Source organism: Acetobacterium sp. K1/6 (assembly GCF_034438075.1).
GTDB lineage: Bacteria > Bacillota > Clostridia > Eubacteriales > Eubacteriaceae > Acetobacterium > Acetobacterium carbinolicum.
The window spans coordinates 47,506-64,894 of the sequence record NZ_JAXQGA010000020.1; the positions used below are offsets into that span (position 1 = coordinate 47,506).

Annotated in this window: 9 protein-coding genes and 1 pseudogene; 7 read left to right on the forward strand and 3 right to left on the reverse strand. The window is 42.6% G+C overall.

Going from position 1 to position 17,389, the window contains the following annotated elements:
* Positions 1 to 128: 128 nt before the first annotated feature.
* A complete protein-coding gene (locus U2P91_RS14900) occupies positions 129 to 2,981 on the reverse strand; it encodes a methyl-accepting chemotaxis protein (protein WP_322519926.1) in 2,853 nt (950 codons plus the stop codon).
* Between the two features lie 230 nt (positions 2,982 to 3,211).
* A complete protein-coding gene (locus tag U2P91_RS14905) occupies positions 3,212 to 6,232 on the reverse strand; it encodes a methyl-accepting chemotaxis protein (protein ID WP_322519927.1) in 3,021 nt (1,006 codons plus the stop codon).
* 440 nt (positions 6,233 to 6,672) lie between these two features.
* Between U2P91_RS14905 and U2P91_RS14910 the strand changes: the two genes are divergently transcribed.
* Together U2P91_RS14910 and U2P91_RS14915 are read left to right on the forward strand one after the other, a co-directional pair.
* Positions 6,673 to 7,341, forward strand: a complete 669-nt coding sequence (locus U2P91_RS14910) for a PspA/IM30 family protein (RefSeq protein ID WP_111887490.1) — start codon at positions 6,673 to 6,675, stop codon at positions 7,339 to 7,341.
* A gap of 4 nt (positions 7,342 to 7,345) precedes the next feature.
* Positions 7,346 to 8,134 (forward strand): GIDE domain-containing protein, encoded by a 789-nt coding sequence (locus tag U2P91_RS14915; RefSeq protein WP_322519928.1) that lies wholly within the window; start codon positions 7,346 to 7,348, stop codon positions 8,132 to 8,134.
* A gap of 89 nt (positions 8,135 to 8,223) precedes the next feature.
* On the opposite strand, the gene U2P91_RS14920 is transcribed toward U2P91_RS14915, so the two are convergent.
* Positions 8,224 to 8,703: a YbaK/EbsC family protein gene (locus U2P91_RS14920; RefSeq protein WP_111887488.1), complete on the reverse strand. Its 480-nt coding sequence runs from the start codon at positions 8,701 to 8,703 to the stop codon at positions 8,224 to 8,226.
* A 481-nt stretch (positions 8,704 to 9,184) separates the two neighbouring features.
* On the opposite strand from U2P91_RS14920, the gene U2P91_RS14925 reads away from it, so the two are divergent.
* From U2P91_RS14925 to U2P91_RS14945, 5 genes and pseudogenes are all read left to right on the forward strand, one after another.
* The gene (locus tag U2P91_RS14925; RefSeq protein ID WP_322519929.1) at positions 9,185 to 11,179 is read left to right on the forward strand and encodes a S8 family serine peptidase; all 1,995 of its coding nucleotides are present in this window, start codon (positions 9,185 to 9,187) and stop codon (positions 11,177 to 11,179) included.
* Between the two features lie 255 nt (positions 11,180 to 11,434).
* The gene (locus U2P91_RS14930; RefSeq protein WP_162624447.1) at positions 11,435 to 12,307 is read left to right on the forward strand and encodes a substrate-binding periplasmic protein; all 873 of its coding nucleotides are present in this window, start codon (positions 11,435 to 11,437) and stop codon (positions 12,305 to 12,307) included.
* Entirely contained in the window at positions 12,304 to 14,706 is a 2,403-nt protein-coding gene (locus U2P91_RS14935; RefSeq protein ID WP_322519930.1) for an EAL domain-containing protein, read from the forward strand. The genes U2P91_RS14930 and U2P91_RS14935 overlap by 4 nt, the downstream gene beginning before the upstream one ends.
* A 1-nt stretch (position 14,707) precedes the next feature.
* A complete protein-coding gene (locus tag U2P91_RS14940; protein WP_111887484.1) occupies positions 14,708 to 16,513 on the forward strand; it encodes a DUF4153 domain-containing protein in 1,806 nt (601 codons plus the stop codon).
* 511 nt (positions 16,514 to 17,024) lie between these two features.
* Positions 17,025 to 17,389, forward strand: a pseudogene (locus tag U2P91_RS14945) (methyltetrahydrofolate cobalamin methyltransferase); the annotation flags it as partial.

A 17,389-nucleotide genomic window follows, 5' to 3' on the forward strand; every position in this document is an offset into this window, starting at 1 on the left:
CATTATAATCAAGACGACAACCGGATGTCAACGAGTTTAGAAAATTATACGGTGATCACTAAAAAATAAATAATTAGATCGATAAAAAAGAGGCCGGGATCAGGAATCCGGGCCTCAAAAATATACGACTAATACTTGTCCATATCATCCAGTATGATGCTTGGTTCAGGCAGCGGTTTCTCAACTTTTTTAATGGGTTGTGTCGCTGGTGTTTGCTCTGACGAGTGCTTTGATTTTAGTTTAAAAGCATCCACCATGTGTTTTAACATTTCTGCCTGGCCGGAAAGTTCTTCGCTGGCAGCGGCACTTTCTTCGGCGGTGGCTGAATTCGTTTGAACAACCTGGGATACCTGCTCAATGCCCTGAGTGATCTGGGCGATTTCTGAAGCCTGATCATTGGAAGCCTGGGCGATGGTGCCGACTAAACCGGCGACCTTATCAATTTGATTTAAAATCTCTTTTAAGCTCTCGGCGGTATCATCAGCTATTTTTGTGCCAACACTAACCTTGTCAATGGAGCCTTCAATTAAACCGGTGGTTTCTTTGGCAGCTTCTGCACTTCTGGCGGCCAGGGTTCTTACTTCCTCAGCGACCACGGCAAAACCCTTGCCATGCTGACCAGCTCGGGCAGCTTCAACAGCGGCGTTGAGGGCCAGAATATTGGTTTGGAAGGCGATATCATCAATGACCTTGATAATTTTAGAAATATTATTTGAGGAGTCGTTGATATCGCCCATGGCGCCAATCATGGTGGTCATTTGACGATTGCCTTTTTCGGCGTTGGAGCGAACATTAACAGCCAATTCATTGGCTTCGTTAGCATTCATGGCGTTACGTTTGGTTTCGGCAGCCACTTCTTCAATGGAAGCGGTCAATTCCTGGATAGCGCTGGCCTGTTCAGTGGTGCCCTGGGATAAGGCCTGTCCGCCGTCAGAGATCTGTTTGGCACCCATATCCACCTGGCCAGCGGCCATATTGATTTCGGTCATGGTATTGCTGAGGTTGCCGGTAATATCATTAAGAGCTGTTTTAATAGCCTGGAAATCGCCCAGATAATCGGTTGTGATCTGTTGATCGAGATTACCCCGTCCCATTTCTTCAAGGGTATGGGTGATTTCATCGACATATCGTTTTAAGAAGGCGATTGTCTGGTTCATATTGTCTTTAATAAGGGTATAATCACCGTTGTAGCTCCCTGTCATACTGGTGTTAAGATTGCCCTCCGCCAGTTCTTTTAAGGTTTCCGAAGCTTCCTGAACTGGTTTGACAACGGCATCCAAGGTCGCATTAACACCATCCACTATTTGGGCAAAATTTCCCTGGTGACGGCTGGCATCGGCACGGGTATCCAAGCGGCCATCAATACCGGCCTCGGCCAGCATGGTCGCATCACTAATCAGATTATCAACTGAATTTTTAACATCGCCTAAGGTGCTGACAATTCCGTGGAATTGAGCACTGACTTCAGTTGTATATTCATCAGGTTCACCAATATTTAAATCAAAGTCTAAATCACCCGCTGAGAGACGAATCAGGTTGTTCCCCAGACGGGAAACTTCGGCCTTGGTATAATCGCTGACCCGGATAATCGGTGTTAGGTCCGTGACAACTTCAACGAAGCCAATATTTTCGCCTTTTTTATTTTTTAGGTAGGCGGTATCTTGTTTATTGCTTCGACCGACCCATTCAAAATAGCTGTCGTTTAAGCCCTGATCGACCAGACGTCGGATACCGCAGCCTTCGGTTCGGCAAATATCAGCATTGGCATTGTAGCAGTCCATGCCACAGGCCGAGGTGCGATCTTTGATAACCCCGTTGGCAATCATCAGATCTTCAAAGGGTTTATTCATAAAGGTCCACTTCATATCGTTGTCGGTGACATGGAGGGGGAATGGTACTGCATCGATAATGGCTTCATACCAGACCATCTTATCAACAACGGTATCCAGGGTGCCGTTAACACCTTCAACAATTTCCTTAAAACCGCCCTGGAAGGCTGCTGAGTTACCACGGGTATCCCATTTTCCTTCAATGGCCGACTGCGCCAGCATGGTTGCTTCACGAATCAGGTCGCGAATGGTTTCGATGGTGAGTTTAAGGGCGGGAGCAAGTTCATCTTGAGTATCCTTTGGTTCCATATCGGTGCTCACATCACCCCTTGAAATCTGGTTCATAGTCCCAATGATGACATTTTGGATCTCATCGGAGAAGTCGTCCATGGACTCGGCCATCTCGCCGATTTCATCCTTCCGTTTCATATTGAGACGGAGGCTGAAATGTCCCAGACTCATTTCCTTGATCATGTGGTTGGCCTGTTGCAGGGGTTTGCTGATCATTGAACGGAGGACCAACCCGAAGATGATCGCAACACCGAAGGCTGCCAGGGTTACAATAATCATGGTGGTCGTGGCCGTGTCTGCCGTAGCCATATCGATTTCTTCGGTTTTCTGTGCTTCTTCTAATTTCATCGGTACCAGTTGATTAATGGTATCCATCACCACCGAAGCGGCAATTTCATAGGAACCGGTATCGGCCATCAGTGCGAAAGCTTCGGCATCCCGATTCTGGATAGCCAGCGCTTTTACCTTTTCAAATTCCTGAGCCAGAACCTTGCGGGATTCAACCAGATCGTCAAAGACCGCTTGCATCTCCGGATCGACGATTGTTTTCTCGAAAGCCGCTGCTGCCTCATCGATTTCGCCATTGCGGATGATGACCTTATCGGCATTGGACTGGATCAATTCGGGGCTGTTTTCAATGATCATATCCCGGACGATAACCCGCATTCGCTGGTAGGAGGTGGAAATCTGACCAACATCGGCAATTGGTACCGTCATCTTTTCGTAGAGTATACGATTGGAGTTTTGAAGATCCTGTAAATTCATAACGCCAACAACGCCAACTACCCCGGTGATCAGGGCGATAATAATGAAACTTAACATCAGTTTCACTCCGATTTTCATGTTTAAGATCCAGCGCATTTTTAATTCCCCCTTGAAATAGAATAAATTCCTCTTTGGCAAACTATTTACCCCAATAAAATACGTAATAACAGAAAAATCAAATAACAATTATTTAAAAATTTCGGACTGTTTAAAGCCCCCTGGTTTGCATCAGCGCATAAACCAGAGGGCTTTTATCGGGGGATGAATTGAGGTGATTTTGTGGAGCGTCTGTGGTAACAAGCAACGGTAGTAACTAACTGTGATACTTAGTACTTATCCGTTTCATCAAGAAGAATACGTGGCTCAGCAGGTGGTTGAGTTTCCTGGGTTTGCGGTTGTGAAACAGTGGCGGTGCTAATCGCGCGTTGGGTTACACCTTTTACCTTAAAGGCGCCCACCATTGCTTTTAGCATTTCGGCTTGACCAGAAAGTTCTTCACTGGCGGCGGCACTTTGCTCGGCAGTGGCTGAATTGGTCTGAACCACTTGAGAAACCTGTTCAATACCCAAGGTGATCTGGGCGATTTCCGAGGCCTGTTCATTGGATGCCTGGGCAATATCAGCAACGAGGCCAGTCACTTTCTCAATCTGATTAAGAATTTCTTTGAGACTAAGTGCCGTTTCATCGACAATTTTTGTTCCCATACCGACATTCTCGATGGAACCTTCAATAAGGCCGGTAGTCTCCTTGGCGGCTTCGGCACTTCTGGCAGCTAAACTTCTTACTTCTTCAGCGACCACAGCAAATCCTTTGCCATGTTGTCCGGCCCGGGCGGCCTCAACGGCGGCATTAAGGGCCAAAATATTTGTCTGGAAGGCAATGTCGTCTATCACCTTGATGATTCTGGAAATATCATTGGAAGATGTATTGATATCACTCATGGCGGTGATCATTTTTGTCATTTGAGTATTGCCAACTTCGGCATTGGTACGGACCTCAATGGTCCGCGTATTGGCTTCATTGGCGCGCATGGCATTCTTTTTCGTTTCACCGGCGACTTCTTCGATCGAGGCGGTCAGTTCCTCGATCGCGCTAGCCTGTTCAGTGGTGCCTTGGGCTAACGCCTGACCACCATCGGAAATCTGTTGAGCACCGACCTCAACCTGACCGGCGGCCACATTAATCTCAGTCATGGTATGGCTAAGGTTGGTGTTAATGTCGTTAAGAGCAGTCTTGATGGCCTGAAAATCGCCCAGATAGTCGGTGGTGATTTCCTGACTTAGATTACTTCGACCCATTTCTTCAAGCGTACTGGTGATCTCGCCTACGTATTGACTCAGGAAACTGATGGTTTGGTTTAAGGCATCTTTTATCTGGGCATGATCACCGTGGTAGTTACCTTCCATTTTGCTACGTAAATTTCCCTGAGACAATTGGGTCAGGATTGCCGAAGCTTCTTCAATGGGAGCAATGACTGCGTCCAGCGTTTGATTAAAGCCCGTGACAATTTTTCCGTATTCTCCAGGGAAGCCGGAGACATCACCACGATTGCTTAAATTTCCCTCAATGGCGATGCGGGCCATTTTTTCAGTTTCATCCACCAGATTAATGATGTTTTGAATCATGCCTACCAGAGCAGGAATCAGGGTATCGTTATCGCTGCGTTTGCCAATTTTGGTCAGTACTTCCAGGTCGACCATATCGCCGTTGGCGATATGGGTTGAGATTTCAACAATGCGGGTTAAGCGAGTGTGAACATCATTGACTGATTCTGCAATATTGCCGTAAATCCCCAAATGATCGGCATTCATTTTTTCGGAATAATCATTAAGGCTCATTTTTTTAAGCACACGGCTACCTTCCTGCAAAGCCCCCAGACCGTTAATACAGGCATTGATGTTGTTCTTTAAGGTATTAAAATCACCATTGTAGGTGGCAGTGATTTTTTCCGGAATTTGACCTTTGCCAATACGAGAAACATAATCGGCAGCTACGTTAAGTGGACCGACTACAGCGTCGAGGGTGTGATTCACGCCAACAACAATATCTTTAAATCCGCCTTTGAACGCTTGTGCATCGCCCCGGGTGGAGAGTTCACCGGCAACGCCGGCCTGGGCTAGCATGGTGGCTTCGGCAATCAAGCCTCGGATCGATTCGATGGTTTTTTTAAGAGCTGGCTTAATTTCATCCTGATCATCACCGATTTCAATCGTGGCCGAAACATCGCCATCTGAAATCTGGTTCATTACTGCAATGACATCAGTTTGAAGGACATCGGCAAAATTATCCATCGCGATGGCCATTTCTCCGATTTCATCATTCGGTTCCATATTGAGACGATCGCTTAAATGACCCAGTCCCATTTCTTTAATCATATGGTTGACTTTTTTTATGGGGTCGGTAATTCGTTTGGCAATAAAGTAGCAGAAAACAAGACTGATGGCTAAAACAACAATAGAAATAAGGATACTGCTAAAGATGGCGCCAGGTAGAGCGGCCAGAACCTCATCTGATTCTATAACCAGAACCACCGTCCAATCCATGCCTTCTACCTGCGAAGAAGCCATGTAATACTCCTGATTGTCAAGTGTATAGGTCGTAGCGATGGTATCTTGTTCCAGGCCGGTTCCTATGGCAGCCCCGAATGTTTTATACCTGGCATCTGTTTCTGCCAGGTTAATGGGATTCATCTGATTAACGACATTATCCCGGTCAGGATGAGAGATAGCTGTGCCGGTAGAATCTACAATATAGGTATAGCCGGTCTCGCCAAAGGTCATCGTGTCGGTAATGTCATTTAAAAACCAGGCATTGGCCACCGCCACCAGAACCCCGGTGACCGCACCATTTTCAAAAATCGGTACGGAGTAGGCCATGATCAGCGCCCCGTTATCATCAGGATTAACGCTGATAATCGGATTCATGGTACCTCTTTCTCCGGCGGCTGAAAGATGAAAATAATCCCGTTTGGTGATATCCACAATTTGGCCACGATCACCGTAACTGTCGGACAGGTAAAGGTTTCCATTGAGATCGGAAACACCAATGCGAAGGAAACGGTTAGAACTGTTGACGTCATTTTTTAGCATCGTCATTTTTTCATCAATTGGAATAGTACTGGCAAAAATTTTATCCCGGGAGGCAATTCCTTCAAGATAAATATAATTCTGTTCGTTGCGGCTGCTAATAATTTCAGCTGAATTTTGAGCCTGGGTTTTTAGCGATTTCTCGGCTTCAGTTACCACAGCATTGGTTAATGCATTAATGGAGACAAAGGTAAAGATTGCACAGACAACCAGAATCAGTCCGGAAAAATAAACCATCAGTTTTGTTCGAATGCTTTTCATATTCATGACCCCTTTTGTGTTAAAAATTATTCTAGTCTGATAAAATAAAATGATTGCGTTACGCAGTTAATACTTTTTTACAGGATAACCGCTTTTGCCAAAATAATCAATGGTGAATCCGGTTATGTAAATAGATTTTTTAAATCGAGCGTTGTTAAGAATTGAATACCCGAAAAGGATACTTTCATTCGTCTTTTTTAACAATTGGGATAAGAATTGTCATGATGAGCTAATTGCATGACAATAGATAACTTGCAGGCAAGTTAAGTGCTATAAACGGTTGTTTTAAATTAAAAAAGAAATAGACTTATTTTCTCGGATTTGGTAAAATTAGCATACAGAAAAAGGCGATTTGATAAGTCCCCGGGAATAACCGAAAATAATCAAATAGCCCGGCAGTTACTGCCCTGAAATAAAAAAACAAATAACAGGAGGAAAAAATGGCAATTTTTGAACGTCTCAGTGACTTGTTAAAGGCGAATGTTAATGACATACTGGACAAAGCGGAAGATCCGGAAAAAATGGTGAAACAGATTATCATTGACATGGAAGCGCAGGTTAACAGTGCAACCCAGGCATTGGGTGCCGCCATGGGCAGCGAAAAACAGGCATTAAAACAGCTTGAATCCGCAAAAGCTGCTTCAGAAGACTGGAGTAAAAAAGCGAAAACGGCATTATTAGCTGGCAATGAAGCATTAGCAAAAAAAGCGCTGGAACAAAAAACAAGTGTTGATGGTGATCTTGTTCAGTTTCAGGCCGCTTATGATTCAATGAGTTTGCAAGTCGGCCAATTAAAAGATCAGGTCCGCCAGTTAAAATCAAAGCTCGAAGAAGCCCGGATGAAACAGAACATGTTGATTGCCCGTTCAAAAATGGCTGATGCTCAAAAAAGTGTCAGCACCTCTTTAAACAGTACGGACAGTAAAAGTGCATTTACGAAACTGGACAAAATGGAACAGAAAGTAAATGCTAAAGAAGCAGAAGCCCAGGCGTTTACGGAAATGGCCGGAGAAGATAGTAGTCTTGAAGATGAGTTTGAAGCATTGGAAAAAACGGCGGCGGTTGATGATGAACTGGCCAAGCTTAAAGCAGAATTAGGAATAGAATAGTATCATGGCATTTATTATTGGAATACTGATTATGATTGCAGGGATTTGCTATGCTTTTTACGTTTTAAAAAAAAGCAAGGCAAAAGCTCAGGAAATTCAGTTTCAACAGACAACCTGCATTAAAGACGTTTTGGACATTGTCGGCGATTTATCCAGTTTGGATGAAAATTACCGGCATTACAGTGAGGTAAAGGGTCACCTTCACAGCGTATCAGGCGATGTGCAAGCACCTTTTTCCCAACGGCCGGTGGCCTATTACGAAAATGAAGTATTTTCCGTTAATGAAGAAACGAGAACTGAACGGGATGATAAGGGCAATACCAGAACCATTACAAATAAGGTGGAAAGTTCTTTATCGAGTGAAAAGAGTCCGGTCGAAGTTTATCTTTCGGACAGCAGTTCAGATGAAAAGGTTTATATTGATATGGCCAGCTTTGGTGGCGATGTGGATTTGATGCCAGGTTGCAACCGCATGGAGTCACCTGACTCTGGCTGGGTCAGAAACAACTTTAATTTAAGCTTTTCAAACCCCCGCGGTTCACGCTTCCTGGGTTATCGCTTTTTCGAAGAAATTCTCCCGGAAGATCAACCAATGTATATTCTGGGTGAAATTCATAAACGGGGAAGTCGGCTTTATGTGGGGCGATCGGTGACAACTAAAAAACCATCTCACGTGACCTATAAATCAGAAGAAGAATTGTTAGATGATATTAAAAATGAAAAATTTATCGCATTAGCTATTGCAATCGGCAGTGTCATCGCCGGAATAGCAGTGATGTTCCTATTTTCCTAAACCAAATTGGTTCGGGAAAGGGATAAAATTATTTAAGAAACCGCGGCGATTAATCACCGCGGTTTCTTAAGTACTAATGAAAAATCGGGTTAAACTTGGTGTTGCCAGTTTTTGCAAACATCCGACCACGCGACACTGTTTGAATATTTTTCCAGTTCTTCAATGGTCAACTCAATGACACTGTTGCTACTGCCACAGGCCGGAAAGACGGTATTAAATCGCTTAAGAGACTGATCCAGATAAACCGCTACATCATCATTGATGGCAAAGGGGCAGACGCCGCCGATGCTATGACCGACATAGTGATCGACTTCTTCCGGGGAGAGCATTTTAGCCTTGGTTTTAAAATGAGCCTTAAATTTAGCATTGTCAATTTTAGCGTCACCGGCGGCTACCACCAGCACGCATTTTTCGTTCAATTTAAAAGATAAGGTTTTGGCGATTCGTTCCGGCGCACATCCCAGCGCCTGAGCGGCCAGTTCTACTGTTGCCGATGAGGTTTCAAATTCCTGGATCCGAGAATCCAAATCCCATTGTTTAAAATAGGACCGTACTTTTTCAATTGCCATTTTGTTAAGCTCCTGTTCTGATTCGATTTATTAATCGAAATTAATTTATTACAATTTTATCATAGTTTATTTTGAAGAACAAATCGTAAATAAAGATCGTCTTAATAAAGTTGAAATACAAAAGCTGCAAAAAATAAAAAGGCAGTGATCCCGGATGGATGCACTGCCTTTTTTATATTAGGAATGAAAAGAAAAAGGGGAGATGTTTATCTCTTGTATAGATAATACCCTGCTAACCTTTAGCGAAGCTTGGAATTTAGTAAAACTTAAAAAAGGTTAAGCGTTTTGTAATGTGCATTAATCGATGAAAGCGATTTAATGAAAGCGATTGAAAAAAAAGTCACTTGCATGTATAATTTAACCATTATAAAATAAAACATGAAGAAAGATGAAAACCTGATCAAGAAAAAGTAGAAAAAAAGCGTTATTCGAAACTGAATGGCTTAAGATAAAAAAAAGAAAGTGTAAGAGGTAGTTATTGATGAAATTTAAGAAGGCGATTATCTTCCTGTTAGCTATGGTTTTAATTGGAAGTTCGTTCCCGCTGGGCGTTATGGCAGAAGATCAATCCATGGTTATAAAGAGTCTTGATCAAGTAGCGGACCTGGATAGTGCTTCGCGTAACAGCGACCAGATTATTGTTATTTACAAAGAACAGGGGCATGTGGAAAATCTCTCTCTGACCACCAAAGACATTAAGGGGGGAGAAACCCTAAGTGAACAAGTGGATATTATAGCGGTTGCTGATTCGGCTAATACGGATGAGCTTTTGGCCAGACTATCTGAAAACCCCAATGTTCTGGTAGCGGAGAAAAATAGTTACATTCAGACTTCGGCTTTGCCCGATGATCCGGATTTATCTAAAGCCTGGCAGTTTGAACGAGTCGGTGCGGATGAGACCTGGAATAAGATAAGTAATTCAGAAACCGTGGTCGTGGCTGTTATTGATACCGGCCTTTATACCCAACATCCTGATATTTTAGCGAACGTGACTGCAGGCTATGACTATGTCGATGGAACGACCGATATGGTTGACCTATCCGGTCATGGTACACTGGTTGCGGGCTGTGTGGCGGCAGTGACTAATAATGGCATTGGTGTGGCGGGAATCGCCGGAGCGGCGAATATTAAGGTTGCTCCATACCGGGTTGGCGGTTTGTATGATGGGGACAAGAACCTCGATGTCGGTTATATTTGCGCCGCCTTGTATGAGGCGGCAGCACGGCCGGAGGTTAAAGTCATCAACATGAGTTTTGGCGGCTATATGGTTTCTGCTGCACTGCGGACAGCCGTGGAAAATGCTGTTAACGCTGGTAAGGTATTAGTGGCGGCGGCGGGTAATGAAGGGGCAAACCCCAATTACAGCGGCGAACTGGCGGTGCCAGCGTCATATAATAATGTTATCTCGGTGGGTGCAACCGACAAAACCAACAAGATTGCTTATTTTTCTCAACACAATAGTTTGGTTGATTTGTGTGCCCCTGGTCAAAAAATTTATTCCACAAATCACGATGGTGGTTACGAAGAAACCTCCGGTACTTCTTTTGCAAGCCCCATTACGGCCGGCGCCTGTGCAGTTTTAATGGCAGCGGATCACACGATGACCAGTACCCGGGTCGAAACGCTCCTTAAAGAAACCGCCTTGGACTTCGGTACAGAAGGAAGAGATGATTATTATGGTGATGGTATGATTCAGTTAGATGCTGCTCTTGCCAAGGTCACGCCTACAAATCCATTAAGTATTGATAGCTTTACAGTAGACAAGCCTACCGGGCAAACACTGGGAACGCTGCTCACCTTAAATGCTGCTGCCAGTGGAGGTGAAGGGGATTATCAATACGGATTTTATTATGATTTGAATGGAACAACCATCACGATTCAAGATTACAGCAGTATTAGCACGGCTGAATTTACACCAACACAACCGGGCATTTATACCCTATCAGCACAGGTGGTGGACGGCAAAGGTAATACCGTAAAAGAAACCATTGTCAATTATGTCATTAAAGAAAAGGCCGCACCTGTCATTGAATACCGAACTCATGTGCAAAATATGGGTTGGCAGAGCATAATGGCCGATGGTGCCGTTAGTGGAACCGAAGGGCAATCACTGAGACTGGAAGCCATTGAAGTCAATACTATCACAACGAACTATAATCTTGGGGTGAAGTATAAAACTCATGTACAAAACATTGGCTGGCAAAATTTTGTAGAAGACGGGGCTCTAAGCGGCACCGAAGGGCAGTCTCTTCGCTTGGAGGCTATTGAGGTCGAACTTACGGGTACAGATGCAGAGCTCTTTGACGTCTATTATCAGGTGCATGCTCAGAATGTCGGCTGGATGGGCTGGGCAAAAAATGGTCAACAGGCAGGAACAGCCGGTTATGGCTATCGACTGGAAGGGATTCGGATTGAGGTTGTTCCCAAGGGCAGTATCGCCCCTGGTTCAACAGACAGCCCGTTTATAACCAAGTGATTAAAAAACAATGATTTAAATAGACTGTTATTGTGCCAGACCGGCGTACGCCGGTCTGGTTTTGTTTATCAAAAAAAAGAAGTAAAAAAATAGCTATTTATCAAGGTTTGATAGGAGTTGTCTGAGATTTTACATTTATATCTGATATGAAAGGGTATAATATAGAATAAAACGAATTAGTGTAAGTACGGTATCAATCGTAATTGTGTCTAACCGTTTGATCGGGATACGACCTTATGATGTAGGAGAATGACGATGGCAAATGATCAGAAAATTCAAAAAGTTATATTAATTATGGTTTTACTAATTGTAGCAATTTGTCTTTGGGGATGTACGACCGAAAACAAACAGCAAGATCGCGTGGAATCAACAAATATCCGGCCTGAAAGTAGCGAAAACCTAAAAACAAAGCAGCTTATAATTGTTACCGGAGAATATGCACCCTATACATCAGAGCAGGCGGCCGGTTATGGGGCATTCACTCAGATTGTTGAGGCCGCTTTAAAAGAAAGCGGACTTGAGAGTGAAGTTGCTTTCTATCCTTGGGCCAGGGCATCGGAAATGGTTGAAAGTGGAGACGCCTGGGCTTCATTTCCCTATGGTTATGTAAATGAAATGGCTCAGATTTATGATTATTCTGAACCTGTTATTCAGGGACCCCACAAATTTTATTATCTTAAATCTAATGAAAAACTGGCCCAAGAAGGGGCTGATTTTAAAAGAATCAGTGACTTCACCAACTACACCTTTGGCGGAGCCAATGATTATTGGTATGGTGATAAAGCGGTAATTGAGAGCAGTGGGGTAAAAGTTGAGTGGGCCAATGATGTCGATGCGCTACTGAAAATGCTTTATGCTGGAAGAATTGACTTTCTCATTGAAGATTATCGCGTTGCTGAAGAAGCCATTGGCCGGCTTTTTCCAGATGACCGTGGAGCTTTCGCGACACTTCCCAATATAGCTTCTCAGCATGACTATTATCTGATTATTTCGAAGAACTATCCCAATTCACAGATGTATCGGGATAAGTTCAATACAGCCTTACAAACGTTGAAAAACAATGGCACCATTGACCGCATTTTAAGGGAAAATGGACTTGAAATAAATCAGTCGGAGGATTCTCGATGAAAGGTATTCAAACAAAAAAACTAAGCACCGCATTACTATTACCAATCATTGCGACTGTTTTTTCAGTGCTGATGGCACTAACAATCATTGATGCGGCGGCAGAAAAGCTTCATTTAACTGGGGAACTGAGTATTGAGGCAGAGCATATTTTAACCATTACGGCCGATGCGGCAGAAGATGCATTTTGGACTTATAATGAAGTCAGTCTTAATAAAATCGGAGAGACGTTGGCAAACTATCAGGCGGTGGCTTCGATAAAAATGATGGATGCTGATAATCAGCCCATCTTTGAAACCAGTAAGCGTACAAAACCCTATGATAACAAGTATCTTTATCCATCATTTACCCGGGAGATCATTAGAAACAATCAGAAAATTGGTGAAATACAACTGGTATTTACTACCTATTATTTAAATCAGGCAATAACTACTGCTATTTTTTTAGGTTTTATCCGAACCCTTTTTATTATTCTGATCATTGTTGCGCTGATTATATTTCGTTCCAAAAATCTCTCTGGATCGATTGATAAAATAGCAGATGGTGTCAAAGCGTTTTCCGAAGGCGATACAGAAACCCGAATCCAGGTAAAGGATAGTCATGAAATTAAAAATTTGGCAGATCGCATCAATAGATTGTTTGAAGACATTTTGGAATCCCGAACTAAATTGACTGAGAATTATGAAGAATTGGAGAAGCAGGAAGAAGCGCTGCGTATTTCCGAGGAACGTTACCGCTATGCCGTGGAAGGTTCCAACGATGCGATCTGGGATTGGGATTTGCAAAACTGTGAATACTATGTTTCTAAACGGGGTTTACAGATGATTGGGTTAATGGAGCATAACAGCATGAGCCTTGAATCATGGATGTGTTTTATTCATCCTCAGGATCGCGCCCATTTTGAAAATTATCTCCAAGGTTTCTATCAGAATAATTCTAATTTTGGTCAAATTGAATTTAGAGTAATTGGCAGTAAGGGTGAAACCCGGTGGTTATTTTGTCGGGGGAAGGGAATTTTTGACCAAAACAATAAATTGATGCGGGTATCCGGCTTTTATACGGATATCACTGACCGTATTAATGCCGAGGAAGCCATAAACAAACTTGCCTATTATGATGTGTTAACTGGACTGCCTAATCGGGCGATGCTTTTTGAGCACTCCAATCAATTACTTGTCGAGTCGGAACAAGCGGGTAAAAGTGGTGCTTTACTATACATCGATTTGGATAATTTCAAAGCTATCAATGATACCAGGGGACATGCCACTGGTGATCATGTACTGGTTGGCATCGCCAAAGAATTGGTGGAAGCGATTCATTATGATACCATTGCCAGAATTGCTGGTGACGAACTAATAGTCATTAATAAAGACTGTACAATGATGGAAGCAAGCAAGCTGGCCAATGAAATTATGAGAATTATCAGTAACCCCCGGAACATTGACGGGTTTGAATTTATTATTACTTGCAGTATCGGGATTACGATGTTTCCGGAGGATGGAACGGACATTAATAAGCTGCTCATGAATGCCGATTCGGCGATGTACCATGCGAAGGAACAGGGAAAAGATCAGTTTAAATTTTTCGAGCAAAGCGCCAATGAAATGATGGTTAAAAAGATTGAACTTCAGTATGAGATCAGACGAGGCATCAGAGACCGTGAATTTGTGCTGTATTATCAGCCTCAGATTGACTTTCTTACAGGCTTAATCTGTGGCGTGGAAGCATTGGTGAGGTGGCAGCATCCGACCCGGGGCTTGTTGCCACCATTTGAGTTTATTGAACTGGCAGAAGAATCCGGTCTGATTGTCCCGCTTGGTGAGCAGATTCTGACGGAGGCATGTCGTCAAAGCGTGATTTGGGAAAATGCCGGCTACAAAGATTTAACCATGGCGGTTAATTTCTCGGCTAAACAAATAAACAAAAAGGACATCGTCGAGGTGGTTTTTGGTATTTTGAGAAAAACCGGGATGAGACCGGAGTTATTGGATATCGAAATCACCGAAAGTATTGCCATGGAAAACCTGGAGAACACACTATCAATCATCAAAAAGATCAAAAATAAGGGGGTCAAGTTTTCTTTAGATGATTTCGGAACGGGTTATTCATCATTGAATTATCTTCATAAACTGCCCATTGATCACTTGAAAATTGATAAACAATTCGTCCAAAACATGAGACCGGGGAGTTTTGAAGAGGTGGTGATTAAGGCCACCATTGAAATCGCCCATAGCATGAACCTCGTTGTCGTGGCCGAGGGGGTTGAGACAAAAGAACAATTTGAGGCAATTTTAGCCTATAATGGAGATCGGGCTCAAGGGTATCTTTTTAGCAAACCGGTGCCCGCAAAAGAACTTGAAACCCTACTAAATAACGATCTAAAACCGATAGAAGGGAGCTAAAATGAAATTTATCGACAAGATCAAAGAAAAACTGAGTGGATTGGTTGAGGCATTGTCCCGATATCCCTTGACGGTTGCTTTTTTAATGGCAGCGGTGGTGATAAATGCGATGGCAATTCAGCAGGAAGTTGATTATACCAGATATTTATTGACATTTTTGATGGGAGCTTTTCTGGGGATTACCCTTCAGGGAGCATGGGAGCGTTTTTATGACAGGACTTCCGTTCGGATCGTAGCGATGGCTCTGTGTTTGACACTGACGCTGGGGTATTTTCTTATTGTCAGACAATACACCAGCATCAGTATGGAAATCGGGATCCGTTCATCGGTCGCCATTTTTGCAGTGTTTATTGCTTTTACCTGGATTCCGGTGATAAAAAGTGAGATTCGTTATAATCAGAGTTTTATGGCGACATTTAAAGCGCTCTTTAATGCGTTGCTTTTTTCAGGTGTGTTGTTTATCGGAATCACCCTGATTATTACTGCCATTGACCTGCTACTTTTTGACGTATCCGATAAAGCCTATTTACATAGCTTAAATTGTGTTGGGATGCTGTTTTTTCCTATTTATTTTCTCTCGCTGATTCCCATATATCCCGGTCTTTCAAATAAAAACCGACCACCAGAGAAAGTGATCAATGACCGGGGAAAGTTGGTACGATCCTGCCAATGTCCGAAATTTCTGGAAGTTCTGGTTTCTTACATAGTGATCCCACTGTTGGCAGCATATACAATTATTCTGATTATTTATATCGTTGGGAACATCACAGGTGATTTTTGGAGTGACAACCGTCTGGAGTCGATGTTGGTAAGCTTTGCCATCGTGGTTATTTTTATTTATATTCTTGCCAGCAGCCTGGAAAACAAGGTGGCCGAATGGTTTTTAAAAATTTTCCCCAAAGTGCTGGTACCCATCGTATTGTTTCAGATTGTGGCTTCGGTATTGCAGATTCAGGAAGTTGGTTTGACTCATGGTCGTTACTATGCAATTCTTTTTGGAATTTTTGCTGCTGTTTCTGGTCTTTGGATGAGTTTTATGCCGGCCCGTAACAACGGGGTCATTGCGGCACTACTGATCGGTTTTTCGCTGTTTTCCATCATGCCACCAGTAGATGCCTTTACCATCAGCCGTGGGAATCAGGTCAATCGACTCACCAATACCCTGGTTGAAAACAAAATGCTGGAAAATGAACAGGTTAATCCCAACGGATCGGTGTCGGAAGAGGATAAAAAAATAATCTCCGATGCCGTCGATTATCTGGCTATGATGGCATATACAAAAGAAATATCCTATCTTGGTGAAAATTTTGATGTTTATGAGGACTTCTATAGTACCTTTGGGTTTTATCGATACGAAGACAATCAGTACCGCCAGAATTCTATATATTTGAGTTTGAATCAGCAATCACCCATTGATATTTCAGGCTACGAGACCTTTATGGTTCTGAATTACTATCAAAAAAAGGAAAAATGGGATCCCCTTATTGGTAACTTTGAGTCAGGAGGAAAAACCTATCGTTTGTCAAGAGAAAAAACAGCGGAACAGGGCGGGGCTCTGGTACTAGTGGATGAAACCGGCCAGGAGTTGATGCGGATTGACATGAAAGCAGTGTTTGATCATTTTACGACATCGCTTTCGGGTAATTATCAAACCAGCAAGGATAGTATGAATGCTGATGAGGCGAGTTTTACGATAGAAAATGATCAGGCTGCTATTTCACTGATAGCAACGTCTTTGGCTATCGAAAAAACTGAAGCAGGGACGATCAATAATGGTGACTTTTATGTGTTGATCACTATAAAATAGCGAAAAAAAGTGGGAGAAGTCCCGCTTTTTTTATTTGCCGATAATTTATCGTCTGAGTATTATGCAAAAAAGTAGTATAAACGAATATTAAATATAGATAATAAAGTAATAAAAATGCGTTACAATAACCTTTAAACAAATCGATCCACCTAAATTTGTAAAATATTAAATACATTTAAAAAAGTGATTGACGTCCCTTTACAACGATGCTATACTAAACTCAAGAAATTGACGATGTCGAACCAATAGTTTTATTATATCTAAAATGCAATAAAAAAAGAAAACGTTTTATAGTGATTAGTAGTCAATTAAAAGTTATTTAAAAACCTATATTGATACTTACGATCAATATAGTTGATATTTGAGTTCCGTTGTATTTTTATCGCGGAGAAGCTGAAAACTGCGTGAAGATTTTGTGGAATGATGATATTTCGTAAATAAAGACGTCGCAATTAGTTTGAGATCAGTTTAATAACTGTGAAAAATAGTGTTACCAGGAGGTAAGAGTAAAATGATTATTATCGGAGAAAAAATTAACGGTGCCATTCCGTCTACCGCAAAAGCCATTGCCGCAAAAGATGGAGAATTCATTAAGAATTTGGCCAAGATTCAAACCGAAGCCGGTGTGGATTACATTGATGTTTGCGCATCAGTTGATGATGACATCGAACTGGAAACCATGAAATGGTTAATTGATCTGGTTCAGGAAGTCACAGATACCCCCATCGCTGTGGACAGCCCCAATGTGTATACCTGTATTGAGTCCATGAAATACTGTAATAAACCCGGTTTATTTAACTCCGTTTCATTAGAAGGCGACAAAATTGACGCTGCTTTTAAAGCGATCGCTGATACTAAATGGGACTGTGTGGCACT